Raw genomic sequence first — 26,516 nt, forward strand, 5'->3', positions numbered from 1 at the left:
CAACCATATCGCTGATCGTGTACGACACCCGGTTTCTGATCCTCTCAGACATAAAAACCGGTTTAGTCCTGATTTCCTTTTGGTGGCTCTGGCGGCGCATTTTCGGCGATTTTCCCGTTCTCATGATCGTTTTCGGGGCTGGTGCCGTTTTGGCGTGCCAAAAGGCGCTGATAGAACAACCCGATACAGATCAGAACGACGCCAAGCCCGATAAAGGACAGCGCCCGCCAGATGCCTTCAAGGCCCGACATATCAAACAGGAACGCCTTGGCAACCGCCATAAAGACAAAGGCCGCCGATGCCATGCGGACATGCAGCGATCCACGCCACAACCCATAGGCCAAAAGCGCAATCCCAAAGCCCAGCCACGCCGCGGAATAGCTGTAAAGTTCCGGCGATGTCCAGGGCTGATACATGCCGATATAACCGCCGTGGAAGAAATGGCGGATTTCAAAGGTGATCCAGCAAAAAGCCAGCAGGATCGACAGAACCCCCGCCGTCCGGCGATAGCTTTCCGGTTTGCCCCCCGAAAGCCGGGTCGCCAGAAGGCCGGTCAGGATCGCGGGCAGCAGATAGGCCGAAAGCAGCAGGTTAAAGAACAGGCCATTGCCGACAAACTCGCCACTCATCAACGGGTTGAGCAACAGCAGGTTCAGCATGCCGAGCATGAAGAACCCGGCAAAACCAAGCCCCAGAATGCACCGGGACATCACCGGGCTTGCCAGCGACCGGTCAAGCCGCTGCAAACCGATTGCCGCCGAAAGCGCCAGAAGGGATTGAAGGCTCCATTCCATCAGGGTATCGGGCACGGTATGGAAAATACCCTGATTGGTGGCGTGATGCAGGATCACCGCACCGGTCGCAAGGCTTGTGAAAATCGCAAGTCCTTCGAAAACAAGACGATGGCGCACATCACCCGATTGGCGAAGCATCCAGACGCAGGCCCAGAATGCCATCGCCGGACCGCCATAGCCCCACAGCAATGCATTGAAAACCGGTGTGGTGCCAAGCTGATCAGCGGGAACAATGGTCGGCTGCCAGAAGATCGTCACAAGAACCAGACCGGCAATGCCAATCGCCGTCTTGGCAAGCCCCGGCAGGGGCCAGCGCCCGCCAACCCAAACGGTCGCAACCGCAAGGGCGGCAAGCCCCAGCGGCAGCCAGCCATCCCCCAGCAGGATGAACATCGCGGTGGCTATCATGCCGATGGTGCCCACCGTATAGGTGGCAAGCGCCCCATCCCGGCCATGTGCGGTGGCGGGCATTCTGCGGTCGATGATGCTTAAGGCACCAAGGAACCCTGCCGCCAGTGCAAGGGCAAAACCGCCAAAGAACATATCGACATCAAGAATATCACTACGCCAGAGCGCAATCAGGAACAGCCCGATCGGGCCCGACACCCCGGCAACCGCCATAAACAGGCGGGCGGTGGAAAATACCGCCCCGGCAAAGCCACCAAGACCAAGAATCAGGCCAAGCCCAAGCCCGGTCAGAAGGAAGGATTGCGTATCGGGCAGGACGGAAAATTTATCAATCGCATCGGTGATGATTGGCTGATCATATAGCAGCGGATCGATGGAAAGACGGATATCCCAACCCAGATAGCCAATCAGTACCAATACTGGCGCACCGAGTGCAACCGGCCCCAGAACCGGGAACAGGGCCGCCGTCGCCAGCAGCAGGGCCAGCATGATCATCAGGGTCGCGGTGCCGGTCGCATCAAACCCGCTGTGATGAAGCAGATAAATCACAAGCCAGCCATTCCCGGCGACCATAAGCGACGATTTCCAGTCGATGCGTTCGGGAATGCGGGCAGGATCGCGGGGGTAAATGCCAATGGCATAGGTCGCAATCGCGGCCAGCAGAATGGCAATATCATAAACCGCAAGCGACGCCCCCATATCGGACGGGGCGGCAAAGGCCAGAAGATGGCCCCAGACAAAACCCGCAATCGCGGTTGTCATGGCAAACCAGTGCCAGCCACGCAATCGCGCAATCCCATAGCTGCCCGCCGTGATGATCAAACCGTAAAAGGCCAGAACCCAGGGGGCGGGTTCACCCGACTGCACCATAAACGGCACGATGTAACTGGCCAGAAGCCCGGTCGATGCCACCAATGGCCCCTGCAAAAGCGAAAGTGCGAGCGTACCCAGCGCCACAAGCGCCATCAGGACAAAGGCCATCGCCGGGCCGATCATGCCATAAAGCATATGGGCCGAAAAAACCGTGGCAAAGGCCGTTGTTGTCCCCGCAAGGGTCAGAATGCCCGGAATATAACCGGCATTATTGCCGGTCTTGGCCGCAAGCAGGGCGGGCTGACGGCGAAGATATTCGCCACTGCCAAACAGGGCCGCGGCAAACAGGGCCGCAAGCAGAATGCGCACCAGCGGGCTGAGCAAACCGGCCTCAATGGAATAATGCACAAGGAAAATGCCGCCAAACACCAGCGCGATGCCGCCAATCCACACCGCCCAGCGCGTGCCGATCTTTTCTTCAAAGCCGATGGCGCGTTTGGGGGCTGCTTGCGGCACGGTGCGTTGTGGTCTTGGCGCGACCGCCGCCGGTTTTGCTGGGTGGGCGGGTGTGTCGGTCCTGGCCGGTTTGGCCGGATCGACCGGATCGACCAGATCGGTTTTTGCCGTTTTATCCGGTGGCACCGCAGCAGGTGTGACCGAAGGAGCCGGAGGCACCGGCAGACCGGCTTTCAAAAGCCCGATCTGTTGTTCCAGCATTTGCAGTTTCTGTTTGAAACCGCGTATCCGGAAAAAAGCGATGATGCCCATGATCGCCCCAACCAATATGGTCAGGCTGAAGACACCTGTGAAAAACAGCTCCATGTAATCCTCTTTTTCGCATTGCTCGTGCGGGGGCGGATTTTTATCCGCGATTATTTCCGCCATCATAGCGCGAAAAAGCGAATTGTCTTGTCTTTACAGGAGTGTATAGGATTGCGCCCGTTTGGCCGCGGCAGAGGGATATTTATGGGTATTGCCCCGCAACACCGACAAGGGGGAGGCAATACCCGTAAAGCAAATGTCAGAACAGCCTGATCAGTGACAGCAGGAATGCACGGGTTGGTATTCCTCGTACTGATCATGCAGCTTGACCCAGTCCATCACCCCGTCCTCGTTACGGCCAAAGGGCGTCATGTCAAGGAAGGCGTGCGCCCCGATCAGGGCATCACCGGCGCGGGCGTAACTGGAATAGGTGTGGAAAATCTCGCCGCTGTCGGGATCACGGACAAAGACGCTTTCGCCGTGAAGGTCTTCCATCTTGCCGGTATAGGGCGCGTAGTTATAGGTCGCCTTGCCGGCCTTGACGTCATCAGGGCGAAACGACGCATCGAAATCGTAATTGAAATCTGATCCCGCCGAAGAAAACCAGGGGAAGTTCCAGCCCATCCGTTTCTTGAAATCCTGAAATTCCGCAAGCGGGGCCCGCGAAACGACCGCGAGTGTCACGTCATGATGTTTGAGATGCAGGTTGGCACCGTCAAAGTGATCGGCCAGAAACGAACAACCGACACAGCCCTCTTTCCAGCCGGGGCCAAACATGAAGTGATAGACGATTAACTGGTTGCGGCCATCAAACAGATCGGCGAGCGATTTCTGACCATCGGGCGTGTCAAAGACATAATCCTTGTCCACCCGCACCCATGGCAGGGCACGGCGTTCCTCGCACAGGCGGTCATAGGCACGCATATGTTCCTTTTCCCTTGCAAGATGCGCCTTGCGGGCATCAAGCCATTCCGCACGAGAGACGATTTCGGGGCGTTTCATCATATTCTCCTTGTTGATCGGTTGGCGCGCTGATCAAAAGGCAATGCAATTACGTGTCGTCCGGGAAATGGGTGGGCAATTCAGGCAGGCATCAGGCACCGATCAGGGGGCAAGACCGTTTTACCGGCAATATGTCCGTCCAATCGGATCTGACTTACATTCCCTCGCAGGCCTGTTTTTGCATCTCAGCGGCAGTGCCGGTTTTGTGATTGCAGTTGGCATAGGCAAAGTTGTCGGTACGACGTGACGCACCGGGTGTACCATGGTCCCAGAGATTGCGTTTAAGCGACCAGTCGACCTTTGCGGTTCCGCATTCGGTGGTCCATTCGGTGGTAAATTCGGGGGAATTTTCCGACCCATGGCGTTCTGCCACGACTTCGGCCCCGAACCAGTCAGCCAGACGGGCAATGCGTTTATTGTCGCTGGCCGTAACGCCCATGATCGACGCAAGATCAAGCTCGCGGAAACCAAAGGCGATCATCATCGTGCTGGCCTCGATGGCGGCGCGGTAACGCCCCCAATGGGTCGGCGACAGCTCGATCCCGAAAATCGCGGTATCTACCGGCAGGTCCTTGCCACGCAGGCCGACACAGCCCAGAAGATCACCGGACGATTTATCAAAAATCCCGACCTGGAAATTGCGCCGCGGCTGTTCTTCCTGCCATGCAAGGAACCGGTCAAACAGCGCATTGCTGCTGGCGCGCGTGCTGTCGTTATCAGCAGTAGCGTAAAGGGCGCGATACCGTTCATCCATCTGATAGGCGACAAACGCCGCCCGATCCGAGGGCGTGAAATCGCGCAGGATGAAACGCTTGCTTTCAAGTCTTGCGAGGAGTTCCGGACTTCGCATTGTGATTACTCCACATTTCCGGTGGCGCAGGCCGCCTGTTTGATGGCCGGGTCGTAAGGGGTATCGCCATTTACCCCATCGGTCCCATCATCGTTATTTGTGTCACAATGCACATCGCGCAACGCGAACAGGGTGCCAATCGCCGATAAAACCATCAAAATTGTGCAGATAATCGAAATAACCTGTAAACCGTCCGTAAAGGCCGCGCGCGCCAGTGGCAAAATATCCGATGATATTGCCGCAGGCAGATCATGCAGCGCATTGACCGCCCCGCCAAGGGTGCTGCGGATGGCGTCTGCGGCCTCGTTCCCGATGCCGGTCGGTACGGCTTCGATCATGACATCGCGATAGATCGCGGTGCCGACACTGCCCAGAATGGCAATGCCAAGTGCCCCGCCAAGCTCCGCACTTGTTTCCGACATCGCGGCGGCCGACCCGGCCCGATCAGACGGGGCCGATGCCACCACCATATCCGTACAGATCATCGCAACCGGCGTAATGCCAAGCGAGAAGATCGTCGCACCAGCCACTAGGACATAAAGGCTGACGACGCTGCCCGGCCATGACAGCATGCCAAAGCCAGCCGCGGTCAGGATCAGGGCACCGGTCATCACCTGTCCCGGTTTGAACCGGCCCATAAGGACCGGCGCCCCCATCGAGCCGACAATACCGGCGACAGTTGCGGGCAACATCGAAAGCCCGGCCTGGATCGGGGTAAGGCCGATGACCAGTTGCAGGGCCTGGGACAGGAACAGGAAATAAGCCATCCCGGCAAAGATCACCGCGGTCTGAATGACGATGGGAAGTGCGATGGTCTTCTGTTTGAGCAGATCAAGATCCAGCAGCGGATCGGCAAGCTTGCGCTGACGGCGGATGAAAACCCATGCACCCAGCAGGCCAAAGACAAGGGCAGAAAGGGCATCACTGCCAAAGCCATAGGCAGCAACGACCTTGACCCCGTAAATGATTGCCAGCACCGAGCCAAGCGAAAGCGCGGCACTGAACAGGTCAAGCCGGCCAAAGCTTTTGGCCTTGTGTTCCGGAAGCAGGATCGGAGCAACAATCAGCAAAAGTCCCATCACGGGCACATTGAGCAGGAAAACAGCCCCCCACCAGAAATAGCTGAGAACAAGTCCGCCCAGAAGCGGCCCGGCAGCCGTGCCGACCATAAAGGTTGTCATCCATGCGGCAATGGCAAAGGACCGTTCCTTGTCATTGTGAAACATCGAACGGATCAGCGACAGGGTAGAGGGCATAAGCGTCGCCCCGGCAATGCCCAGAACCCCACGCGCAAAAATCAGCATTTCGGGCGTATCGGAAAAGGCCGCCAGCACGGAGGCCGCGCCAAAGCAGCCACCGCCGATCATCAGCAATTTGCGCCGACCGATCCGGTCACCCAGTGTCCCCATGGTGATCAGCGACCCGGCAATGAAAAAGCCATAGATATCGACAATCCACAGCAACTGGTCACTTGTCGGGTTAAGGCTTGCGGTCAGGGCCGGTACGGCAAGATGCAGAACCGTCATATCCATCGCGATCAGAAGGCACGGCAGGGTCAGCACCAGAAGGCCGATCCATTCGCGGCGGGTGGCCTTGTTGTCGGTCTGGGCGGTATCGTCGGTTGGTGACGCGACGGGGGTATTCGGGGCGCTCATGTCTTGTGTTTCCAGTATTTCTTATGGTGGCGCAGGCCGCAATGGATTGGGGCATCGCGGAATTTATGCTGCGGTTGTTATTCGGGGCGATGTTGGGACCTTAACCGTGGTTGAGGTCAAGACGGAAATCGGGGCAAATTCATTCAGAGGTGCAACCCTAAGTGCAACAGACTTCGAGCTTGTCGAGGGCGCTGCTCCATCCTTCCTGATGTCCATCACGCGCAGCCTCGTCAAAGAACTGCGTGTGATGGAGGGTTAATATGGTCGCCGCCCCGCGATCCTCGGCCATAATGGTCAGGGTCACATGCGATTTGCGTTCGGGCATTGTGATCCATTGCCAGGAAAAGGACAGCTTTGCATCGGTTTCAACCGCATCATAGGTGCCGCTGACATCGTGGATTTCACCATCGGGCCCCGGTTCCTTGAAACGGATGCGAAAGGTGCCGCCGATTTTTGCGTCGATGCTGGCATCAATCATCTCGCAACCTTCTGGTCCCCACCATCTGGCGAGTTTTTCGGGCTGGGTCCATGCGGCGTAAACCTTTGCCGGTGGGGCGGCAATCCGGCGCCGGATCATCAGGCTCGGCTTGTCTGGTATTGTATCGGGCATCAGTCCCTAATCCTGCTGCTTTTCGGTTTTGGTGGCGTCGTCGTCTTCTTGTTCAAGGAAGGCGGCAAGCTGATCGAGTTTATGCGACCAGAAGCGCTGATAGCGGGCCAGCCATTCCATGGCGTGCTCCATCGGTTCGGCATTCAGGCGCACATTGACCGTCCGTCCGGTCTTCTGCCGCGCAATCAGCCCGGCATCGGACAGAACATCCAGATGTTTCATCACCGCCGGCAACGAAACGTGAAACGGTCGCGCCAGCTCACTGACCGACAGGTTTTCTTCCGTCTCCAGCCGGGCCAGAAGCGCACGGCGGGTTGGATCGGCAAGGGCGGCAAAGATGTCGTTCAGTTCGGCTTCTTGATACTTAACCATGAAGTTAAGTATTGATCAGGCCACACCGCCCTGTCAATCAAAAGTTGATCCCGGTTGTCACCATCCCCTGCCACGCGGTCAGAAGGGCAACACCGATAAACAGCAAACCCGCCGTCCGCCCGATGAAAATCGTTGCCACCGGATTGCCGGTAATCAGGTTGCGGCTGGTCCCGGCCGCAAGGGCAAGCGCGCCATAAACCGCAAGCTGTACGGCGGCCGTCATGATCCCCATGATCAGCGCCTGCGACCAAAGCGGCCCGTAATGCGGGCGGATGAATTGCGGATAAACCGCAAAAATGAACAGATAGGCCTTGGGATTAAGCATGCAGGTGATCATGCCCTGGCGAAACGCGATCCAAAGCGACGCGGTTCTGGCCGCCCGGATGCGTTCCACCGTGATGGCGCTGCGCAACAGCGTAATGCCGATCCAGACCATATAGGCCGCCCCGGCAAACAGCATGACATTCAAAAGCCATGGTGCAACGGCCAGAAGGGCGCTGATGCCGATGGCACCCAGCAGCGTGTGATACACCCCGCCCAGCATGATCCCGGCGGTGGCCGACAACCCTGCGCGTTTGCCCCCGGTCAGGGAATTGGCAATCACGAAAAACATATCCATGCCGGGCACAATGATGATGCCCGACAGCAGAACAAAGAACAGCCAGAGATTTTCAGCATATGTCATGGGGCGCTCGTAATTTATCCGCCGAACGGCTTGATCGGCAGGGGTAAACTAGCAGGGCGCTCCTGACAGGCTCATGTCAGGATGGTGGGTGATTCTGTGTTCGACGTTGCATTTACTTTTCGTTTCAGATTGGATCAAATGCATGCATCGGGTGGCATTGGAGTTTTCCCCAAGCATGCTGAAACTTGACCATATTACTGTTATTGCGCCGACGCTGGCCGACGGTGTGGCGCATGTCCGGGCGTGTCTTGATCTTGATGTGCCGTTCGGGACGCGTCATGGTTATATGGGCACGCATAATCACCGGCTTCAGCTTGGTAACAATGTCTATCTGGAAATCGTGGCGCTGGACCCGGACGGTATCACGCCGGGCAGGGCGCGATGGTTCGGATTGGATAATCAGCGCAAGATCAGATCGGATTGGGAAGAAGGCCGTCGTTTGCGGGGCTGGGTTGCCGCGACAAAATCCATTGATACCGTTGTTTCAGCCCATGGCGCGATTTTTGGCGAAAAGGTGCTTTTGCCGACAACGGACCCGACTTTTGCCTTTGCCATTCCTGCTGATGGCTCGTTACCGCTGGATGGTGCTGCACCATCGATCATTGATCATCAGGGTGACCCGACATCAATGGCGGAAATCCCCGATTTGGGCGCGCGCCTTGTTTCGATGAGGATGGAGCATCCCGACCCTGCGTTCGTCGAGGCACTCTATCGCGAACTTTCCATTGATCGTCCACCTGCGATCATTCAGGGGGCCGACGTCCGTTATCGGGCGCAGATCAAGACACCGACAGGATTGAAAGAGCTGACTTGAGCCAGTTTTGAAACTGTGCCAGTTCGGGGTGGGGGCAGGTCACGGGAACCTGATCGTGATTTGCGCATATTTTCCATTGCGCTTATCTTTATAATTCGATATTTCATGAATTATGGAAAAGATAGATACCTTAAACGCATTATCGGCGCTGGCGCATGATGTTCGGCTTGATATTTTCCGGCTGCTGATCAAGGCGGAACCGGAAGGCATGATTGCCGGGGATATTGCCGCAGCACTTGATATTCGCGCCAATACGCTTTCGAACAATCTGAACATCCTGTCGACCGCCGGATTGGTTCGGTCGGTGCGCGAAGGGCGGGCGATCCGCTATTTTGCCGAGATCGGCACGATGCGCGATCTTCTGGTGTTTCTGATGGAAGATTGTTGTGGCGGGCGGGAGGATATCTGTCTGCCGATGTTGAACAAAACCTGCCGATAATCACAGCGCCCACAGCGCCCACAGCGATCACAGGGAATTCCGATGACAGAGAATAATCGCGCAAACAATGGTGCCGATTGCAGTGCCGATAGTGGCAAACTTGGCGTGTTCGAACGGTTTCTGACCCTTTGGGTCGGGCTTGCCATGATTGGCGGGGTTGTGATCGGCGTGGTTGCCCCGGGGCTTGTCGATGCGATTGCCGCAAGCGAGGTGGCGTCGATCAATCTTGTGGTCGCCGTCCTGATCTGGGCGATGGTCTATCCGATGATGGTCGGGGTTGATTTCGCCGCCGTGGCCGGGGTGGCCCGTCAGCCCAAGGGGCTTCTGGTGACGCTGGTGGTCAACTGGCTGATCAAGCCGTTCACCATGGCGTTTCTGGCGGTGGTGTTTTTCGAACATGTTTTTGCCCCCTGGATCGCACCAGCTGACGCCGCGCAATATGTCGCCGGTCTGATCCTTCTGGGGGCGGCACCGTGCACGGCGATGGTGTTTGTCTGGTCGCAACTGACGCGGGGCGATGCGACCTACACGCTGGTGCAGGTATCGGTCAATGATCTGATCATGGTCGTGGCATTCGCGCCGATTGTCGCATTGTTGCTCGGCGTGACCGACATTGCCGTTCCTTGGGAAACACTGGTTCTGGCAACCGTGCTTTATGTGGTTCTGCCGCTTCTGGCCGGGTTGCTAACGCGCCGGATCCTGGGATCAAAGGACGCAATCGAAAGATTTTCCGCCCGGGTCAAGCCATGGTCGATCCTTGGCCTGATTGCGACGGTCGCCATTCTGTTCGGGCTTCAGGGCGATGTGATCCTGCGACAGCCCCTGGTGATTTTCCTGATTGCGGTGCCGATCCTCATTCAAAGCTACGGGATTTTCGCGCTGGCCTATGGGGCGGCGTTCCTGCTGCGTATTCCGCATCGGATGGCTGCCCCCTGCGCGATGATCGGGACATCAAACTTTTTCGAACTGGCGGTTGCGGTGGCGATCAGTCTGTTTGGCCTGAATTCCGGGGCGGCATTGGCAACCGTGGTGGGTGTTCTGGTCGAGGTGCCGGTGATGCTGTCGCTGGTGGCTTTTGCCAACCGGACACGCGCCCATTTCCCCGAAGCACAAAACAAGGTTTCATAAGGTTCTGCCATGATCGTTGTCCACCACAATCCGGATTGCGGCACATCGCGCAATGTCCTCGATATCATCGAGAAATCCGGCGATCCCTATCAGGTGATCGAATATCTGAAAGAAGGCTGGACCCGACCGCAGCTTATCGCTCTTTTTGCCGCTGCCGACCTGACGCCGCGCACGGCATTGCGCACGACCAGATCACCCGCCGCAGAATTGGGCTTGCTTGATGACGCGATATCGGACGATGCCCTGATCGCGGCGATGCTGGCACACCCGGTTCTGGTCAACCGGCCGATTGTGGCATCGCCCAAAGGGGTTCGGTTGTGTCGCCCATCCGAAACGGTACTTGATCTGCTCGATCACCTGCCGGCCGGGCCGCTTTACAAGGAAGACGGCGAAATGATTTTAAACGAGAAAGGAGCGCGCGTTGGCTGATACCCCCAATATTCAGGACGAACAGTTCGCACCGATCCCGGCTGCGGCATTGTTCCCCAAGGCACACAGTACCCATGCGCCGCGCATATTGGTGCTTTATGGCTCGCTTCGTGAACGCAGCTTTTCGCGTTTCGCCGCCGAGGAAGCCGCGCGCATCCTGACCCGGTTTGGTGCAGAGGTCAGGATATTCAACCCCGCAGGCCTGCCCCTGGTCGACGAAACCGGTGCCGATCATCCCAAAGTGGCGGAGCTTCGCGATCTTGTAAGCTGGTGCGAGGGGATGGTGTGGTCCTCGCCCGAGCGGCATGGGGCGATGACCGGCCTTATGAAAAGCCAGATCGACTGGATACCGCTTTCGCTTGGCGCGGTGCGCCCGACGCAGGGCAAGACATTGGCCGTGATGCAGGTGTGCGGCGGCAGCCAAAGCTTTAACACGGTCAATCAGTTGCGCATTCTGGGGCGCTGGATGCGGTTATTGACCATTCCCAATCAGTCATCGGTTGCCAAGGCATGGAACGAGTTTGATGAGGCGGGGCGCATGAAGCCGTCCCCCTATTACGACCGGATTGTCGATGTGATGGAAGAACTGGTGAAGTTCACGCTGTTAACCCGCGATATTCGCGATCACCTTGTCGATCGGTATTCCGAACGGGTGGAAAGCCACGCGGCCCTTTCGGCCAGGGTCAATCAGCCCTCCGCAACCTGAACAGAACAAAGGCCGCCCTGTCATAATCGGGCGGCCTTTCGTTTTTCTGGATCAGGGCAGGTGAAATCGCGACGAAGCCTGAGAATAAAGCTTTGTCTTTAAATGCGTTGCTCACCGAATTATTGGCGCATCAATGCCCAGCCAAAGTCAGGACTGGTTTCGGATCAAAGCATGTCGTTCTGTACGCTCGTAACAATAATTTGGGATGCTCAGTCAAAACAAAAATCTTAGGCGTGTTATTCTCTCCGGCATCATTGGGGGGATAAATGGCTAAGGGATTCAGATTGTTACGTCGACGGGTAGTTCCCTTGGCGTTTGTTGGTGCCGCATTATCGGGTCATGCGGCGCAGGCCGCAGATTTTACCGTTTCTGGCGGTGTCACCGATACGGTTGCCAAAACCCTGAGCGTCGGGGAAACCGGATTGATCGAGCAGGGCGGGGTTCTCAATGTTACGACGCCGGCGAATAGCGCCGCCATCACTGTTAGCGCAGACGGCGTGCGTGTAACCAATAACGGCACGATCACGACGGTGGGTGGCGGGCGCGTGGGCATATTTGGTGATGGGGGGGCTAGAAATGCGCAGTTTGTTAATAACGGTACAATTCGGACAGACGCAGCGAGCGGTTACGGAATGGCCAGTTTCGGGCCGGGTTCTAAATTTTTCAACAATGGCACGCTTACGACAGGCGGTGCGAATGCCCATGCCATAAATGGCACCGGAACCAATTCGACACTTGTCAATAACGGCACGCTTACGACAAGCGGAGATGGTTCGTACGGTCTAAACAGCGCCAACGCCAATTCGACACTCGTTAATAGCGGTACGATTGCGACAAGCGGAACAGATTCCTATGGCATCGGAAGCACCAATAGCGGTTCGACACTTTCCAATAGCGGTACAATCACGACAAGCGGAGTTCGTTCCCGTGGCATGTACGCTGACGGGAATGGCGTAACAGCTGTCAATAGCGGTACGATTACCACAAGCGGCAGCGATGGCGAGGGCATGCGGAGCGACGGAAATAATTCGACACTTGTCAATAGCGGTGCGATTACCAGCACGAATGCCGACGGAATACGATCAACCGGTAGCGGCAACACCCTTACGGTCAGTGACGGCGGAACCGTCACCGTATCGGGTGCAGGACTTGCCGGGATCAGATCCACAGGGGCCAACGGGACGATCAATGTCAGCGGGAAGGTGATCGCGACCGGGTCGGCGACCGAGGCGATTGTGGGGTCGAGCAACCAGACCCTGAACATCAAGCCAGGTGCGACGATTGTCGGGACGATTAATCTTGGTGCAGGCACCAATGTGGTCAATATCGATACATCGGCCGGGGCGCGGTCATCGACCCTGAGCATCAGCAATGCCGGTACGGTGAATACATCGGCTGGCGGTGAGGGGCTTGTCCGGCAAAGTGGATCGACGGTGGTGATCGCAGATCCGACAGGTCTTGCTGCCAATCGGGCGGCGCTGGGAACGACGGCAGCCGGCATTCATCAGGCGGTCAGCCAGCAACTGGCACGATCAAACAAACCGCAATCGGTTGTGGTCGCGGCCAGCGAACTTGAACCGGGTATGTTATATGCGCCGCAGATGCCCTTTGTCTGGGGACATGTTTTTGGTGGGTACAAAAAACGCGGCGATGACGGGGCGAATTTGGGCTATCGCAGCCGGGTTGGTGGCGTGATCGGCGGATATGAAAAGCCGATTGATGACCACAGTATCGGTGTGTTTGGCGGGGCGTCCGTTGCAGGGATGAAAACCGACGAGGCATCGGTCGAAAGTGACAGCAACGGCTTTTTTGTCGGCGGATATGGTGAATATGTGGTTGGCGACTGGGCTATCGACGGGGCGTTGGTCGTCGGCTATCAACGCCATCAGGATAAACGTCTTGTGGTCGATAACCTGACCGGCGAGGAAACCGCACAATCAGATTACAACAGTGTCTATATCAGTCCGTCACTGGCGGTGGTCCGGTCGATTGACATCGGCGGCGGGATTGAATTGCGGCCATCGGCCGAGGTTAATTACACCTATGGCTATTACGGTGAATACACCGAAACCGGCACGACATCATCCAATCTTCGGGTTAAGGGGCATGGTGTGGATGTGATCAATGGCCGTTTGCAATTGGCAGCCCGTCAGGCGCTTGCAGATGGCCGGGGCGAGATGGAACTGCGCGGCGGGATGAAATACAGCTATTTCGGGCGTGACAGCGTTGATGTCGGGCTCGGCAACGGTCCGGTTTTACGCTATCAGGGAACCGGTGATACGTCCTCGTACGGGGGATATGTCGGGGGCAATATGCGCTATGACGTGGACCGGCGGATGACGGTTGTCGCAGACATGGAACTGGGGCTTGCAACTGGCGACGAACGCACTGCTTCAGGCTATCTGGGGCTGGAATACCGGTTCTAAAGCCGCCGCACCCAGTTTGGCAACCCTGCGGCGTAGCCGGTTGACGTTGTGGCTTTGCCGTGATGATGCAATTGGGCGTTCACGGCATCGGCACGGGTCTGACTTGGTGTTGAATGGAATTTGGCGCGGAATGCGCGGCTAAAATGGGACTCACTGTTAAAACCGCATTCAAAGGCAATGCTGCCAATGTTCTTGTGGCTGTAACGCTGTTGCGACAGCAATTGAAAGCTCCGCTGCAAACGGCGATCCCAAAGATAATTTGCGACCCCGCCATGCGGGGCAAAAATGCGATAGATATGTGTTCTTGACATTCGAAAGGTCAGGGCAAGGCTTGCTGGCGTGATGTTTTCGGCAAGGTTGGCATCAATATAGCGGTAGATGACCTTTGCAAGGGCAACTGTTGTTGGCGCGTCAATTTCCTCGGGAAGCAGGCCTTCGCACAGCAAGCATCCTTGCATCAGGCCGAGAGTTCCTTGCACGGCACTAACAGCTTGTTGAGTTGTCATGTCAGGAATGTTCTTCCAAAGATTCTGAAAACCAGTGGCCATGAAGCGGACCATCGGATTGTCCTTGGAAAGCTTCAGTCCATGCAGTGGCGCGAGAATATCCGATATATCTGGTCGCAATTCCCGTGGCAGAACAAGCGTAAGGTTTTCAAAATCACCCGTGATCATGTCGTGGGGGTAAGAAAGATCGATGATAAGCATGTCGCCCGCGACAATGCGCTCATTCTCTTTGGTAAGGCCGCCGCCCTGCAGAAAAAGCTGAACCAGAATGTGGTCCATATCATCATCGATCACTCGGCGGGGATGCCGTGAAAATTGCTGGGCTTGTGATCTGGTGACACCAAAAACCGTTTCCTGAAGGTCGTAAACATCGATCTGTGCAAAAAAATTCGTGAGATGACATTCATGATCGGACATCGTTACATCAAAAAAGATACCGATATTTTCCTGCCATGCGTCAAAACGATGACGTGGCTCGATATCATTGGTGTCAAAGTTTGATACGGGAACCGGTTTCAGTTTTGTCAATCCGGGGACTCTTTCGCATTAATGGCAGAACGATAAATTGGTACAATTAATCGCCCGCACTTTTGCGCCCGGACTAAATCAATGATTGATGTGATTGTTGTTTTTTCTACATTAGGGATATATTTTTTGCAAGTTCTTATGGTTTGACAATAGCTTGCTGTGTCATCCTTTCCGGACGGTTTCGGTCGCTGGTTATTGGCATTGGGAATTGGTTTTGACGCATCAGGCGCAAGGATTTGACCAAATCGCCTGAAGGGTTTGGTTAACCGGCAACATTCGCGATCACCTTGTTGATCGGTACTCCGAACAGTTCGAAAGCGATACAGCTATTTCGTGCCAGGGATCTATCAACCAGCTGCAACCTGACGGACAAGATCAGAAACGGGAAATGCCGAAGAAAAAGGCCGCCTTGCGATAAACCGGACGGCCTTTGGTGTTTCGGGGGCGGGGCCTAGCCGAACTCGACATTGTCGGGTGTCAGGTCGTCCTTGGTGATGTCTTCGATAATCACCCCAAAGGTCCATGGATCGCCGTTGCTGAAATCGATGTAAAGATCACCGCCATCGGTTTCAGTCGCATGATCAAGCAGGCTGTCGAAATCGGTAATGCCCGATCTGGCCTGAAGATCAGCGGTGAGGAGCAGGGTATCGCCGTCATTGCCGCTTTCGAAATCAACCACACGATCCCGGCTGGAGGCTTCGGCGTCGAAGACGAAAGTATCGTCGCCGATATTGCCCTGAAGCCAGTCATTGCCGCCGCCGCCCGAGAGGATGTTGTCGGAGAAGGCTTCATGGGCGATGGGGCCGGCATCAAGTATGTCATGGCCGTCGCCGCCATAAAGCGAGACATCATACCATTCGCCGGTGAGCGTATCATTTCCGGCTTCGCCATGGATGTTTTCGCCGACAATGACGTCGTCGCCATCGCGGCCATAGATGGTATCGCCGCCCTTGTTGCCGATCAGGCGGTTATCGTTATCATCGCCGATGATCAGGTCGCTTTGATTGCTGCCATCGACATTTTCGATACTGACGAAATGATCGCCGGTGCGGCCCGATCCGGTTTCAAGATTGATCACCGGTTGCGGACCATATTCACCATAGGGCGCATCATTGCCCCAACCGGCGATGTAGCTGATGGTGTCAATGCCTTCGCCGCCGATAAAGTAGCTTGCGATATCCTCGGAAAAAGCGGAGCTGTGGGTGGCATAGAAAGTATCGTCTCCGCCGCCGCCCATCATGATGTCGCCTTCGCCAGCACCGTTATAGGTTTGGTAAAAGGTGTTGTTGCCGTCATCCCCGATCAGAATGTCGCCATAGCGTGATGCGCGGATATCTTCGATGTTGCTGTAACGGTCGCCATCCGCATCGCCGCCCACACCAATGCCGGTGGCAAGATTGACGATGACGCCTTCCTTGGCCGAGTCATTTGAATAGGAAAATCGAATTTCATCGCGGCCGGGACCGCCATCAATGACATCAGCCCCCGGACCGCCATCAAGTTTGTCATTGCCCGACCCGCCAAGCAGCGTGTCGTCACCGATACTTGCATGAAAATGATCATGACCGGCACCGCCATCAAGCGTATCGTTCCCCGGTCCGATCTCATAGAAGCGGTCATTGCCGCCAAGCCCGCGAATATCATCACTGCCCGCGCGCCCAAAAATATGATCGTCCTGCTCTGTTCCGACAAGCACATCTGCGCCGTCGGTCCCATAGATGAGTTCAACCATGGTCCGTCTCCCGCATTGTTTGCTTTGCCCTTGGGAAAAGCTGCGGGGAGAATTCGGCGACTTGATGGCAGCGGGGCGGGATTGACGTCAAAACAGGGGAGACGCCAGAAGGCGGCGGGTTACGCCACCTTCTGTTCGTATTCTTCCTGCTTTTCCATCCAGCGGGTTTCGATCTCGGCCAGTTCGTTTTCGATCTTGCCAAGGTCTTTTTGCAAGGTGGTCAGTTTGGTGGCGTTATCAGGCTCGTAAAGCGTCGGATCGGCCATCTCGTCCTTGATTTTGTCACGACGCGCGGTCAGCTTTTCCATCTGCTTTTCAAGGTTTTCAATCTCGCGCTTGATGGGGGCGGCGGCCTTGCGCTTTTCGGCAGCCTGCTGGCGGAGCGCCTTTCGGTTGCCCTTGTCCTCTGGCCGTGCCGGTTCGCCGTTTTCGTTGGCTTCTGCCTTGTCCGCGCGGCGTTCATCACGCGCCCGGTTCAGCAGATACTGGCGATATTCGGCAACGTCGCCGTCAAAGGCGGTGACCGCACCATCGGCCACCAGAATCAGGCGATCGGCACAGGCTTCGATCAGATAGGGATCGTGGCTGATGATGATCACCGCACCTTCATAGGCATTAAGCGCATGGTTCAGCGCATCGCGGCTGTCGATATCAAGGTGGTTGGTCGGTTCGTCAAGGATCAGCATATGCGGGGCATCAAGCGTCATCAGCGCAAACAGCAGACGCGCCTTTTCCCCACCCGAAAGGTCCTTGACCTTGGTGTCGCCTTTCTGGCCTTCAAACGCAAAGCGGCCAAGCTGGGCCCGGACCTTGTGTTCGATCACATCAGGCATCAGGGCAGCCATATGCTGATACGGGGTTTCATCGGGGCGAAGCTCGTCAGTCTGATGCTGTGCAAAATAACCGATGCGCAGCTTGCCCGACGCAACCTTTTCCCCGGCCATCAGTTCAAGCCGGTTGGCAAGAAGCTTTGCCAGTGTCGATTTACCGTTACCGTTGGCACCCAGAAGCGCGATGCGGTCATCCATATCAATGCGCAGGCTGATATTGCGCAAGACCGGTTTGCCGGGTTCATAGCCGACATCGCCGTTATGGATATTGATCAGCGGCGGTGGCAGTTCCTTGGGGCTTGGGAAGTCGAACGAAATGCTGCGGTCTTCGACAACGGCAATCGCCGGTCCCATTTTTTCCAGCATCTTGATACGGCTTTGCGCCTGTTTGGCCTTGCTGGCCTTGGCGCGGAACCGGTCGATGAAGGACTGGATGTGTTTTTGCTGGGCGACCTGTTTTTCGTAATGCTTGGACGCCAGTTCCATCTGTTCGCGGCGCGTTTTGGCAAATTTGTCGTAATTGCCGCCATACATCGTCACCTTGCCATCGGTCAGATGGGCAATATGTTTGACCGCCTTGTTCAGAAGGTCGCGGTCGTGACTGATCAGGATGATCGTGCCGGGATAGTTGATCAGATAGTTTTCAAGCCAGATGGTGGCTTCAAGATCAAGGTGGTTGGTCGGCTCGTCAAGCAGCAGCAGGTCGGGTTGCAGGAACAGGGTTGCCGCCAGTGCCACACGCATCCGCCAGCCGCCGGAAAAATCATCGCACGGGCGTTGCTGGGCTTCGGCATCAAAACCAAGACCCGACAGGATCGATGCCGCGCGGGCTTCTGCGGTGTGGGCATCGATATCGGCAAGCCGGGTATAGATATCGGCGATCCGGTTCGGATCAGTAACGTTTTCGGCTTCATGCAGAAGGGCCGCACGTTCGGTATCGGCATCCAGAACCGTATCAAGCAGGGATCGCGACCCCGCCGGGGCTTCCTGCGATACCACACCCATGCGGGTGCGGTTAGACAGCGATACATCGCCGCCATCCGATGCGATTTCGCCGGAAATCAGTTTCAAAAGCGTGGATTTGCCGGCCCCGTTACGTCCGATCAGGCCCAGTTTGTACCCGTCGGGTACGGTCAGGGTCACGTGATCAAGGATCATACGGCCGCCAATGCGGTAGGTCAGGTCGGTAATTTGCAGCATTTCGGGTCCGCGTTCGGGAATCGTTTGAAAATCTGTGCTTTCAATAGGGCAGGGAGGGCCGTGACGCAAGGATTCTTGAAACTGTCATGAACACTCGATCACAGGACCAACAGGACAAAATGCGTGCGTGATGGGGCGGCAAGGCGCGCAGTTTCATGGGATTTGGCGGCTTTTCACACCTGTTCAACCCCCGATGCAAGGGGCGCAGGTCTGAATTGCGCGGACCGAACTATGTGTTGCGTTGCGAACCAAGGGCGTTTATATAGCGCCAACCTTAGGGTCTGCGGATGATAAGGAAGCCTTGTCGTCGGCTTTTTTATCTTCCGCAGTCCCTTCTTGGGGGTAACGAATTTTTACAAGTAGCTAGGTGAAACCAATGGCTATCGAACGCACTCTTTCGATCATCAAGCCGGACGCAACGCGCCGCAACCTGACGGGCAAAATCAATGCCGTCATCGAAGACGCAGGCCTTCGCATCGTCGCGCAGAAGCGTGTCGCTCTGACCCGTGCACAGGCCGAAGGCTTCTACGCTGTTCACAAGGAACGTTCGTTCTTTGGCGAACTCGTGGACTTCATGGTTTCCGGCCCGGTCGTCGTCCAGGCTCTGGAAGGCGAAAACGCTGTTGCCAAATACCGCGAAGTTATGGGCGCCACCAACCCGGCCAATGCCGAGGAAGGCACCATTCGCAAACAGTTTGCAGAATCCATCGAAGCGAACTCGGTCCATGGTTCGGACTCGCTTGAAAATGCTGCAATCGAAATTTCCTATTTCTTCGCCCAGACCGATATTGTCGGTTAAGCCTTAAAGCTCCGACATCGTCGGTTAAGCGATATGAAATACGGTTTCCGGTTCGCCGGATAAGAAGCGCCCCGCATCATGTGCGGGGCGTTTTTTTATGCCTGAAATATACAGCCGATCAGAGCAGGAATGCCGCCATCAATAACAGCAGGACGGCAATTGAAATGACGCTCCAGAGCATGAATTTGGTCCAGTTTTCCCAGCCATGCTGGTGGACATCAACCAGATTGTTATCGTAGTCGCTTCCCTGCATTGTTTCCTCCCTGACTTGTTACAGGTGTGGCGTGACCCTTGGCGGGAAATACCAAACGCATCGTAACACATTTCAAGGGTGAATAAAGATCACCAAAATAACGTCATGCGTTTGTTTTTGGCCAAGAAAAAAGCTGCCGAAACCGGCAGCTTTGCATTTTTTACCCCGCGATCAGGCGATCACAGCAGGAAGATTGCCATCAGGATCAGAATGGCGACAACAGAAAGAGTGCCCCACTTCATAAAGACGGTATAGCCGTTATAGATGTCGACGTGGGTTTTGGTCAGTTCGTAGTCTTTACCCTGCAAATTAGCCTCCTGCGTTTAGAATTTCTCCAGTGTATAGACGTGAAGTTGTTGCGACGCAAGACGCAGATTAACTGGCGATATCATTCATTTGGCCAATAAAGCCCGATGCGGATGTCAGTCTGTCGGGGCGCAGGAATAGGGCAGGAAGGAACCCGTGGCGCCTTCATTCATCATTCTCAGGGACATTTTATTGGCGTAATCGAGTTCGGCCTCGGTGGTCGGACAGACATGGATGCGTCCGGTGCATCCCGATGCAACAAAGGCATCTTCGCTTTTTAGAAATTCCTCACCAAGCTCGCTTTTATCCCGGCTCGTTTGAAGCTGGTCGCGAAACGACTGGTAAAACTGGCACTTGCGTTGGGACCAGCTCTGTTCATCGGCGCGGGCTTCATCGGCACAAAGCAGCATCGGTGCCACCAATACAGCAGCCAGAAGGGATGTATGCACCAGGATGGCTTGGGGAATATTCAGGCGCAGCACGGATAATTTCATGTTTCGGGGCTCTGATCCGGTGGACAGGTCGAAGGAGAAAAGACCTGAAAAATGCGAATGAAATATGACCAATATCAGAAACTGCCAGATCATTTTTCGCGATATCAGCAGACAAAAAAAGGGACAGGTTTTTACCTGCCCCTGAACCATGTGCGGATCGCCCGCCACGGGCGCAGTCAATTCGGTTCATGCACCGGATTGATTTGCGCGAAATCCGGGGCATTCGCATCGGCGACCGTAACGATCCCGGCTTCATCGACCGAAACCCGGCCTTCGGCGATCCAGCGGATCACCTGCGGGTAAATACGATGTTCCTGTTTCAGGATGCGCTGCGCCAGCGTACCGGCATCATCACCGGGCAGGACCGGCACCACGGCCTGCGCAATGATCGGGCCGCTGTCGACTTCTGGCACGACGTAATGCACCGTGCAGCCGGAATATTTCACCCCGGCATCAAGGGCGGCCTGATGAACGTGCAGGCCCTTGAAGCTTGGCAGAAGGGACGGGTGAATATTGATCAGCCGACCTTTCCAGCGCGTCACGAAGCTTTCACTGACCAGACGCAGATAACCCGCCAGAACCACCAGATCGGCACCGGATTCTTCAATCAGGTTGCTGACCGTGCTGTCATAGGCTTCGCGCCCACCTTCAAAGCCCTTGTGCGAAATGGCTTCTGCCCGGATACCGGCACGACGCGCCCGTTCAAGCCCGCCTGCGTCAAGCTGGTTGGAAAACACCAGAACGATTTCCGCCGGATAATCAGGCGTCTTGCAGGCATCAATGATCGCCTGAAGGTTCGACCCGCCGCCCGAAACCAGAACCGCGAGTTTTAGCGGCGTTACTTTTCCCATGCCGCGGCCATGTTTTTGATGATGACCTGCGGGCCATCACCGGCACGCGGGCCGATCACACCGATCTGGCTGACGGTTTCGCCGTGTTCGCGCAAAAGCGCTTCGGCCTCATCTGCCTTGTCGGCCGGAACCACAACGCACATGCCAATGCCGCAGTTAAAGGTCCGCGCCATTTCAACCGACGGGATGCCGCCCTGTTTGGACAGCCATTTGAAAATCGGCAGGAATTCCCACGTGCTGGCGTCAAACACCGCCGTCAGGTTTTCGGGCAAAACGCGCGGGACGTTTTCGGTCAAACCGCCACCGGTGATATGCGCCAGCGCCTTGACCAGACCGGCTTTGTGGGCCGCCAAACAGCTTTTGACATAGATTTTGGTCGGTTCAAGCAGCGCCTCGCCAACATTTTTGCCCGGTGCAAACGGGGCATCATCGCCGTAACCAAGACCGGCCATGTCGACGACCTTGCGCACCAGCGAATAACCGTTGGAATGAACGCCACTGGATGCCAGGCCAAGGATCACATCGCCCTCGGCAACGTTGGAACCGTCAAGCAACTCGCCGCGTTCCGCCGCCCCGACCGCAAAACCGGCCAGATCATATTCGCCGTCCGCATACATGCCCGGCATTTCGGCGGTTTCGCCGCCGATCAACGCGCAGCCCGCCTGTTTGCAACCCTCGGCAATACCGGCAACAACGTCAGTTGCCTTATCAACGGCAAGTTTGCCGGTGGCAAAGTAATCAAGGAACAGAAGCGGCTCCGCCCCCTGGACCACAAGGTCATTGACGCTCATCGCGACAAGGTCGATGCCGACGGTATCGTGTTTGTCGGCCAGAAAGGCGACTTTAAGCTTGGTGCCGACACCATCGGTGCACGACACCAGAACCGGGTCGTTATAACCGGCAGCTTTCAGGTCGAACAAAGCGCCGAATCCCCCCAAACCACCGGTAACGCCGGTTCTGCTGGTTGCTTTGGCCAGCGGTTTGATAGCATCGACAAGGGCATTGCCAGCATCGATATCGACACCGGAGTCCTTATAGGTAAGGCCGTTGGAGGCGGTCATTGGGTGATCCTCGGCTTAAGCGCATGGATAAAACAAAGCGGGCAACCCGCGTTTTTCATCAGTAGGGGCGATCAGGCCGGGTTTTGGCAACCGGGGCTGGAACTTTCGCCTTGGTTACGCCTTTAATCAGGGCAATAAGAAGCCAAAAGTCATCATACTGATAAAAAACGCGGGCTTGATAATTTCCGCTGGGCCGAAAATACTCAAACGTGGGCAATATGCAATGCTCAGGTGCGCATGGGAGAGTTTTCTTTCCAGAATGCTTCACTCGTGCCACAAGAAGCATCAAACCATCGAAAAATGGGCAAAGAGGCAAACGTGCTTACAAGACTCAAAAGTTTCAGGCTGTTGGCAGGTGTCGTCGGACTTTCGGCGTCCTTATCCTTTCCGGTATTTGCGCAGGATATCTTTTCGGTATCGGGGGTGCATGTTGACGAAAGTGCGGAAACCGCCGCCGCCGCACGTGATCAGGCCCTTGCCATCGGTCAGCGCAAGGCCTTCGATGAGGTTGTGGCACGCCTGACATTGCCCGAAGACCGCCGGGGTCTTGGCACGCCAAACCAGAACGACATCAATAATATGGTGCGCGATTTCGGCGTTTCGAACGAGAAAACATCCTCGGTGCGCTATATCGCCGACATGACGGTGCGCTTCAAGGAAAACGAACTTCGCAATTATTTGCGTTTCCGCGATATCCCGTTTGCCGAATTGCAGTCCAAGCCGGTGATCATTGTGCCGGTCTATCATTCGGGCGGTTACACCAGCCTGTGGGATGACCCCAATCCGTGGCGCGATATCTGGAGCCGCAATTTCGCATCGGGCGGTCTGGTCCCGGTCAAGGCACCAATTGGAGATTTGCAGGATATCGGCATTGTTTCGGCCGAGCAGGCTGAAAATGGTGCGATCGACCGCTTGAACGAGCTTGCCCGCCGCTATGGTGCGAATGTCGCCGTTGTTGCCAGCGCCACGGTCCGTGGTGAAACCGGCGCGGAAACGGTTGATGTGACCGCCACCCGATATGACGCGGGCGGTGCGCCACAGATTTTTGGCGTGACCGAAACCACCCAGCCGGGCGAAAGCCTGAACGAAACGCTGGTTCGCGCGGCCAAAGGGGTGCAGGACCAGCTTTCGGACGGCTGGAAACGTGCCAACCTGATCAATTACGGCACCGGCGGGCAGTTGATGGTGTTCATTCCGATCACCGGTCTTGATGACTGGGCCAGGATCGAGGAACGCATTATCGACTCTCCGGTGGTACGCAACAGCCGGGTTGTCGCAATGTCGCGCCGCGAAGTACAGATTGCTGTGGATTATGTCGGTTCGACCGATCAGCTTCGCACCGCCCTGGCACAACAGAATCTGAGCCTGAGCCAGATGGGGGATATCTGGTTCATCCAGCCTGCCGGTTCGGAGCGTTTGCAGGACCTGTCGATTGGCGGATAATGCCGCCTGAGGCTTAACCGTGCAGGATGTTCGCAAATATTTTGGGGGCGGGCATCATCACGGCGACATGACAGCGAAACAAGGGGAAAAACGGATATGACGTTTCGGCAACAGGCCCGTTTCTGGCTGATTTTCATTGTCGGTTTTTTCGTTCTGATCTGGCTTTTTTCCGGCATCCTGCTGCCGTTTGTGGCCGGGATGGCGATTGCCTATTTCCTTGATCCGCTGGCCGACCGGCTGGAAGCACGCGGGATCAACCGGACGATTGCCACGACGATCATCACGGTTCTGTTTTTCCTGATTTTCATTTTCGTGTTGTTGCTGATCGTGCCGATGATCGGCAGCCAGCTTGCAGGCTTCCTTGAAAGACTGCCCGGTTATATCGACACATTGCGGACGACCGTAGCGCCGTATGTGCAGCACATCATCGACCGCATCGCGCCCGAAACGCTTGAAGGCATATCGGATTCGGTCAAAGGCCAGACCGCGAACGCGATCAAATGGGTCGGCAACCTTCTGACCAATGTGCTTTCGGGGGGGCTGGCGTTGCTGAACTTCCTCAGCCTTGTGTTCATTACCCCGGTTGTGGCGTTTTACCTGCTGCGTGACTGGGACAAGATCGTTGCCAAGATCGATGGATATCTGCCGCGCCGTTCGGCCGAGGATATCCGCCAATGCGCGCGCGAAATTGATGAAACCCTGGCTGGCTTCGTGCGCGGGCAGGCCACGGTTTGCATTTTGCTCGGCCTGTTCTACGCGCTGGGCCTGACGGCGGTTGGGCTTGAATTCGGCTTTGTCATTGGCCTGATGACCGGGCTTGTGTCCTTTGTACCCTATTTCGGAATGTTTGCCGGGTTCGCCGTTGGCATGGGCGTGGCATTGGCGCAGTTTGGCGTCAGTGTCGATCTGGCGCTTGTGGCCCTTGTTTTCGGGGCCGGGCAGGTGATGGAAGGCAACTTCCTGACCCCGAAACTGGTCGGCGACAAGGTCGGTCTGCATGCGGTCTGGGTGATGTTTGCCCTGCTGGCCGGGGGTGCTGTTTTCGGATTGCTGGGTGTGATGCTGGCCGTACCGGTGGCTGCGGTGATCGGTGTGCTTGTGCGATATGGCTTAAGGCAGTATCTGGATAGCCGGTTATATGATCACGGCCCTGACAATCCGGCCTATGATCCGTTAAAAGACGCCGAGAATTGAGAACACAGTGACCCGCGCACCCCAAAAGACGGCCCCGGACGAAACGCCCGCTGCACCCGAAAAGGGTGGCGACGGCCATATGCCGGAATTATCGCCGCAACAGTTGCCGCTGGAACTGGAACTGCGCCCGGCATTGGGGCGGGCCGATTTCATGGTCGCCGATTGTAATCGCGAAGCCGTTTCATGGATTGATCACTGGCCGGAATGGCCGGTTCCTGCCCTTTGCCTTTATGGTCCGCGCGGATCGGGCAAAAGCCACCTTGCGGAAGTATGGCGGGCACGGTCGGCCGCGCTAAGCGTTTCGGGGCGTGACCTTGTCGGGGCGAATCCGGACGTGCTTCTGGGCGATGCCACCGGGCTTGTCATCGAGGATGCCGATCTTGGCCTCGACGAGACGGTGTGTTTCCATCTTTATAATATGCTGAAAGAACGCGGCGGGCATTTGCTGATGACCGCACAGCAGCCCCCATCGCGCTGGAAAGTCGATCTGCCGGATTTGAAATCACGTCTGGGGGCGGCACTGGTCTGCGAAATCTCCCCGCCCGATGACGACCTGATGGTCGGACTTCTGATCAAGCTGTTCGCCGACCGGCAGATGGCACCAGGCCCGCAGATCATTGCCTATATCCTGCCCCGCATCGAACGCAGCTTTGTCGCGCTTACCGAACTGGTGGCCGCGATTGACCGGCAGGCATTGGCGCAAAAGCGCGCGGTGACATTGCCGCTGGTGCGGGCCGTGATGGATGGTCAACAGGATTGACGCAGCAGTCAGACGCATTTTCGATAGGCGAGGCAAGATGTTGCGCGTTATATTCGCCCGATTGCAAATTACCGGATAGTGCATGTGACCCCGCGCAAGACCAAGGTTAAACCGTCCCTGAAATCCAAGACCGATGAACTGGTCCAGTCCGGACATGTTCTGGGCTGGCGCGAATGGATCGGACTACCGGATTTTGACGTGCCGTTGATGAAGGCCAAGGTCGATACCGGGGCGCGGACATCGTCGCTTCATGCGCTTAATCCCCGCATGGTTGAACGCGATAACCAAAAATTCGTAAAATTCATCTTGCCGCATTACCGCGGTGACGGGCATGGTCGTATCGAATGCACGGCACCGCTTGTGGAAACCCGCGAGATTCGCAGTTCCAACGGCGAGGCCGAGGAACGTTATGTGATTTCGACCCATATTGCCGTCGGGCATCATAAAATCCGGGTCGAGATTTCATTGGCAAACCGTTCATTGATGGGCTTTCCCATGCTGCTGGGGCGCACGGCAATGAAGGCAGGAAGATTTTTGGTCCAACCGTCAAAATCTTATCTGGCGGGGAAACCGGAACAGGTTTATACGGCGCTGCAATCCGGCACCGTTTCGGAACAATGATCCGACGCTGTCGTTGAACCTTCGACACATTCTGTAACGCTCGAC

At 56.3% G+C, this 26,516-nt stretch carries 27 protein-coding genes; 12 read left to right on the forward strand and 15 right to left on the reverse strand.

Going from position 1 to position 26,516, the window contains the following annotated elements:
• Window positions 1–62: 62 nt before the first annotated feature.
• A complete protein-coding gene (locus ABIE64_RS02450; protein WP_354376534.1) occupies window positions 63–2,732 on the reverse strand; it encodes a DUF2339 domain-containing protein in 2,670 nt (889 codons plus the stop codon).
• On the opposite strand from ABIE64_RS02450, the gene ABIE64_RS02455 reads away from it, so the two are divergent.
• Window positions 2,721–3,050 carry a hypothetical protein gene (locus tag ABIE64_RS02455; protein ID WP_354376535.1) on the forward strand — a complete coding sequence of 110 codons (330 nt, stop codon included), beginning with the start codon at window positions 2,721–2,723 and terminating at the stop codon, window positions 3,048–3,050. The genes ABIE64_RS02450 and ABIE64_RS02455 overlap by 12 nt on opposite strands.
• On the opposite strand, the gene ABIE64_RS02460 is transcribed toward ABIE64_RS02455, so the two are convergent.
• The 6 genes from ABIE64_RS02460 to ABIE64_RS02485 all read right to left on the reverse strand — a co-directional run bounded on the left by ABIE64_RS02460 (window position 3,051) and on the right by ABIE64_RS02485 (window position 7,951).
• Window positions 3,051–3,779, reverse strand: coding sequence for a DUF899 domain-containing protein (locus ABIE64_RS02460; protein ID WP_354376536.1), 729 nt, complete (start codon window positions 3,777–3,779; stop codon window positions 3,051–3,053).
• Between the two features lie 154 nt (window positions 3,780–3,933).
• Window positions 3,934–4,629 (reverse strand): GNAT family N-acetyltransferase, encoded by a 696-nt coding sequence (locus tag ABIE64_RS02465; protein ID WP_354376537.1) that lies wholly within the window; start codon window positions 4,627–4,629, stop codon window positions 3,934–3,936.
• A gap of 5 nt (window positions 4,630–4,634) precedes the next feature.
• Window positions 4,635–6,284: an MFS transporter gene (locus ABIE64_RS02470; RefSeq protein ID WP_063093796.1), complete on the reverse strand. Its 1,650-nt coding sequence runs from the start codon at window positions 6,282–6,284 to the stop codon at window positions 4,635–4,637.
• A gap of 157 nt (window positions 6,285–6,441) precedes the next feature.
• Window positions 6,442–6,894: an SRPBCC family protein gene (locus ABIE64_RS02475; protein ID WP_354376538.1), complete on the reverse strand. Its 453-nt coding sequence runs from the start codon at window positions 6,892–6,894 to the stop codon at window positions 6,442–6,444.
• Window positions 6,895–6,900: 6 nt separating this feature from the next.
• Entirely contained in the window at window positions 6,901–7,266 is a 366-nt protein-coding gene (locus ABIE64_RS02480; RefSeq protein WP_354376539.1) for an ArsR/SmtB family transcription factor, read from the reverse strand.
• 37 nt (window positions 7,267–7,303) lie between these two features.
• A complete protein-coding gene (locus tag ABIE64_RS02485; RefSeq protein WP_063093802.1) occupies window positions 7,304–7,951 on the reverse strand; it encodes a LysE family translocator in 648 nt (215 codons plus the stop codon).
• Window positions 7,952–8,126: 175 nt separating this feature from the next.
• On the opposite strand from ABIE64_RS02485, the gene ABIE64_RS02490 reads away from it, so the two are divergent.
• The 6 genes from ABIE64_RS02490 (at window position 8,127) to ABIE64_RS02515 (ending at window position 13,893) form a co-directional block, all read left to right on the forward strand.
• Window positions 8,127–8,765, forward strand: a complete 639-nt coding sequence (locus ABIE64_RS02490; RefSeq protein ID WP_354376540.1) for a VOC family protein — start codon at window positions 8,127–8,129, stop codon at window positions 8,763–8,765.
• Between the two features lie 112 nt (window positions 8,766–8,877).
• Window positions 8,878–9,204: an ArsR/SmtB family transcription factor gene (locus ABIE64_RS02495; protein ID WP_007091426.1), complete on the forward strand. Its 327-nt coding sequence runs from the start codon at window positions 8,878–8,880 to the stop codon at window positions 9,202–9,204.
• A gap of 42 nt (window positions 9,205–9,246) precedes the next feature.
• Complete coding sequence (gene arsB, locus ABIE64_RS02500) at window positions 9,247–10,332, forward strand: ACR3 family arsenite efflux transporter (RefSeq protein WP_354376541.1); 1,086 nt, start codon at window positions 9,247–9,249, stop codon at window positions 10,330–10,332.
• A 9-nt stretch (window positions 10,333–10,341) separates the two neighbouring features.
• Entirely contained in the window at window positions 10,342–10,761 is a 420-nt protein-coding gene (locus ABIE64_RS02505) for an arsenate reductase family protein (RefSeq protein ID WP_354376542.1), read from the forward strand.
• Window positions 10,754–11,467, forward strand: a complete 714-nt coding sequence (gene arsH, locus ABIE64_RS02510) for an arsenical resistance protein ArsH (protein ID WP_503012839.1) — start codon at window positions 10,754–10,756, stop codon at window positions 11,465–11,467. Before ABIE64_RS02505 ends, arsH begins: the two co-directional genes overlap by 8 nt.
• Window positions 11,468–11,733: 266 nt before the next feature.
• Entirely contained in the window at window positions 11,734–13,893 is a 2,160-nt protein-coding gene (locus ABIE64_RS02515; protein ID WP_354376543.1) for an autotransporter outer membrane beta-barrel domain-containing protein, read from the forward strand.
• Here ABIE64_RS02515 and ABIE64_RS02520 read toward each other — a convergent pair.
• The 3 genes from ABIE64_RS02520 to ABIE64_RS02530 all read right to left on the reverse strand — a co-directional run bounded on the left by ABIE64_RS02520 (window position 13,890) and on the right by ABIE64_RS02530 (window position 18,689).
• Window positions 13,890–14,927 carry a helix-turn-helix domain-containing protein gene (locus ABIE64_RS02520; protein WP_354376544.1) on the reverse strand — a complete coding sequence of 346 codons (1,038 nt, stop codon included), beginning with the start codon at window positions 14,925–14,927 and terminating at the stop codon, window positions 13,890–13,892. The two genes, ABIE64_RS02515 and ABIE64_RS02520, sit on opposite strands and share 4 nt — an antisense overlap.
• A 451-nt stretch (window positions 14,928–15,378) precedes the next feature.
• Window positions 15,379–16,659 (reverse strand): calcium-binding protein, encoded by a 1,281-nt coding sequence (locus ABIE64_RS02525; RefSeq protein WP_354376545.1) that lies wholly within the window; start codon window positions 16,657–16,659, stop codon window positions 15,379–15,381.
• Between the two features lie 119 nt (window positions 16,660–16,778).
• The gene (locus ABIE64_RS02530) at window positions 16,779–18,689 is read right to left on the reverse strand and encodes an ABC-F family ATP-binding cassette domain-containing protein (RefSeq protein WP_354376546.1); all 1,911 of its coding nucleotides are present in this window, start codon (window positions 18,687–18,689) and stop codon (window positions 16,779–16,781) included.
• Between the two features lie 376 nt (window positions 18,690–19,065).
• Here ABIE64_RS02530 and ndk point away from each other — a divergent pair, with 376 nt between their 5' ends.
• The gene (gene ndk, locus ABIE64_RS02535; RefSeq protein ID WP_007091418.1) at window positions 19,066–19,488 is read left to right on the forward strand and encodes a nucleoside-diphosphate kinase; all 423 of its coding nucleotides are present in this window, start codon (window positions 19,066–19,068) and stop codon (window positions 19,486–19,488) included.
• Between the two features lie 118 nt (window positions 19,489–19,606).
• Here ndk and ABIE64_RS02540 read toward each other — a convergent pair whose 3' ends face one another.
• The 5 genes from ABIE64_RS02540 to purM form a co-directional block, all read right to left on the reverse strand.
• Window positions 19,607–19,741, reverse strand: a complete 135-nt coding sequence (locus ABIE64_RS02540; RefSeq protein WP_139328191.1) for an aa3-type cytochrome c oxidase subunit IV — start codon at window positions 19,739–19,741, stop codon at window positions 19,607–19,609.
• A 179-nt stretch (window positions 19,742–19,920) separates the two neighbouring features.
• Window positions 19,921–20,049: an aa3-type cytochrome c oxidase subunit IV gene (locus ABIE64_RS02545; protein ID WP_007091417.1), complete on the reverse strand. Its 129-nt coding sequence runs from the start codon at window positions 20,047–20,049 to the stop codon at window positions 19,921–19,923.
• A gap of 114 nt (window positions 20,050–20,163) precedes the next feature.
• Complete coding sequence (locus ABIE64_RS02550; RefSeq protein WP_220150867.1) at window positions 20,164–20,709, reverse strand: hypothetical protein; 546 nt, start codon at window positions 20,707–20,709, stop codon at window positions 20,164–20,166.
• 8 nt (window positions 20,710–20,717) lie between these two features.
• Window positions 20,718–21,392 (reverse strand): phosphoribosylglycinamide formyltransferase, encoded by a 675-nt coding sequence (purN, locus tag ABIE64_RS02555; RefSeq protein ID WP_354376547.1) that lies wholly within the window; start codon window positions 21,390–21,392, stop codon window positions 20,718–20,720.
• On the reverse strand, window positions 21,380–22,453 hold the full coding sequence (purM, locus tag ABIE64_RS02560) for a phosphoribosylformylglycinamidine cyclo-ligase (protein ID WP_007090847.1): 1,074 nt from the start codon (window positions 22,451–22,453) through the stop codon (window positions 21,380–21,382). The genes purN and purM overlap by 13 nt, the downstream gene beginning before the upstream one ends.
• Before the next feature lie 318 nt (window positions 22,454–22,771).
• Here purM and ABIE64_RS02565 point away from each other — a divergent pair, with 318 nt between their 5' ends.
• The 4 genes from ABIE64_RS02565 to ABIE64_RS02580 all read left to right on the forward strand — a co-directional run bounded on the left by ABIE64_RS02565 (window position 22,772) and on the right by ABIE64_RS02580 (window position 26,471).
• The gene (locus ABIE64_RS02565) at window positions 22,772–23,896 is read left to right on the forward strand and encodes a DUF2066 domain-containing protein (RefSeq protein WP_354376548.1); all 1,125 of its coding nucleotides are present in this window, start codon (window positions 22,772–22,774) and stop codon (window positions 23,894–23,896) included.
• A gap of 96 nt (window positions 23,897–23,992) precedes the next feature.
• Window positions 23,993–25,090, forward strand: coding sequence for an AI-2E family transporter (locus tag ABIE64_RS02570; RefSeq protein ID WP_007090849.1), 1,098 nt, complete (start codon window positions 23,993–23,995; stop codon window positions 25,088–25,090).
• Window positions 25,091–25,097: 7 nt separating this feature from the next.
• The gene (locus ABIE64_RS02575; protein ID WP_007090850.1) at window positions 25,098–25,850 is read left to right on the forward strand and encodes an HdaA/DnaA family protein; all 753 of its coding nucleotides are present in this window, start codon (window positions 25,098–25,100) and stop codon (window positions 25,848–25,850) included.
• A gap of 84 nt (window positions 25,851–25,934) precedes the next feature.
• Window positions 25,935–26,471: an ATP-dependent zinc protease family protein gene (locus ABIE64_RS02580; RefSeq protein ID WP_354376549.1), complete on the forward strand. Its 537-nt coding sequence runs from the start codon at window positions 25,935–25,937 to the stop codon at window positions 26,469–26,471.
• Window positions 26,472–26,516 lie beyond the last annotated feature (45 nt).

The organism is Thalassospira sp. MBR-102, assembly GCF_040549275.1.
Lineage (GTDB): Bacteria > Pseudomonadota > Alphaproteobacteria > Rhodospirillales > Thalassospiraceae > Thalassospira > Thalassospira xiamenensis.

Bases quoted from the DNA above. Each gene is read 5' to 3' on its own strand.
- ABIE64_RS02450 (WP_354376534.1), bottom strand. From the start codon at position 2,732: ATGCTGGAACAACAGATCGGGCTTTTGAAAGCCGGTCTGCCGGTGCCT.
- ABIE64_RS02460 (WP_354376536.1), bottom strand. From the start codon at position 3,779: ATGAAACGCCCCGAAATCGTCTCTCGTGCGGAATGGCTTGATGCCCGC.
- ABIE64_RS02465 (WP_354376537.1), bottom strand. From the start codon at position 4,629: ATGCGAAGTCCGGAACTCCTCGCAAGACTTGAAAGCAAGCGTTTCATC.
- ABIE64_RS02470 (WP_063093796.1), bottom strand. From the start codon at position 6,284: ATGAGCGCCCCGAATACCCCCGTCGCGTCACCAACCGACGATACCGCC.
- ABIE64_RS02475 (WP_354376538.1), bottom strand. From the start codon at position 6,894: ATGCCCGATACAATACCAGACAAGCCGAGCCTGATGATCCGGCGCCGG.
- ABIE64_RS02480 (WP_354376539.1), bottom strand. From the start codon at position 7,266: ATGGTTAAGTATCAAGAAGCCGAACTGAACGACATCTTTGCCGCCCTT.
- ABIE64_RS02485 (WP_063093802.1), bottom strand. From the start codon at position 7,951: ATGACATATGCTGAAAATCTCTGGCTGTTCTTTGTTCTGCTGTCGGGC.
- ABIE64_RS02490 (WP_354376540.1), top strand. From the start codon at position 8,127: ATGCTGAAACTTGACCATATTACTGTTATTGCGCCGACGCTGGCCGAC.
- ABIE64_RS02495 (WP_007091426.1), top strand. From the start codon at position 8,878: ATGGAAAAGATAGATACCTTAAACGCATTATCGGCGCTGGCGCATGAT.
- arsB (WP_354376541.1), top strand. From the start codon at position 9,247: ATGACAGAGAATAATCGCGCAAACAATGGTGCCGATTGCAGTGCCGAT.
- ABIE64_RS02505 (WP_354376542.1), top strand. From the start codon at position 10,342: ATGATCGTTGTCCACCACAATCCGGATTGCGGCACATCGCGCAATGTC.
- ABIE64_RS02515 (WP_354376543.1), top strand. From the start codon at position 11,734: ATGGCTAAGGGATTCAGATTGTTACGTCGACGGGTAGTTCCCTTGGCG.
- ABIE64_RS02525 (WP_354376545.1), bottom strand. From the start codon at position 16,659: ATGGTTGAACTCATCTATGGGACCGACGGCGCAGATGTGCTTGTCGGA.
- ABIE64_RS02530 (WP_354376546.1), bottom strand. From the start codon at position 18,689: ATGCTGCAAATTACCGACCTGACCTACCGCATTGGCGGCCGTATGATC.
- ndk (WP_007091418.1), top strand. From the start codon at position 19,066: ATGGCTATCGAACGCACTCTTTCGATCATCAAGCCGGACGCAACGCGC.
- ABIE64_RS02540 (WP_139328191.1), bottom strand. From the start codon at position 19,741: ATGCAGGGAAGCGACTACGATAACAATCTGGTTGATGTCCACCAGCAT.
- purN (WP_354376547.1), bottom strand. From the start codon at position 21,392: ATGGGAAAAGTAACGCCGCTAAAACTCGCGGTTCTGGTTTCGGGCGGC.
- purM (WP_007090847.1), bottom strand. From the start codon at position 22,453: ATGACCGCCTCCAACGGCCTTACCTATAAGGACTCCGGTGTCGATATC.
- ABIE64_RS02570 (WP_007090849.1), top strand. From the start codon at position 23,993: ATGACGTTTCGGCAACAGGCCCGTTTCTGGCTGATTTTCATTGTCGGT.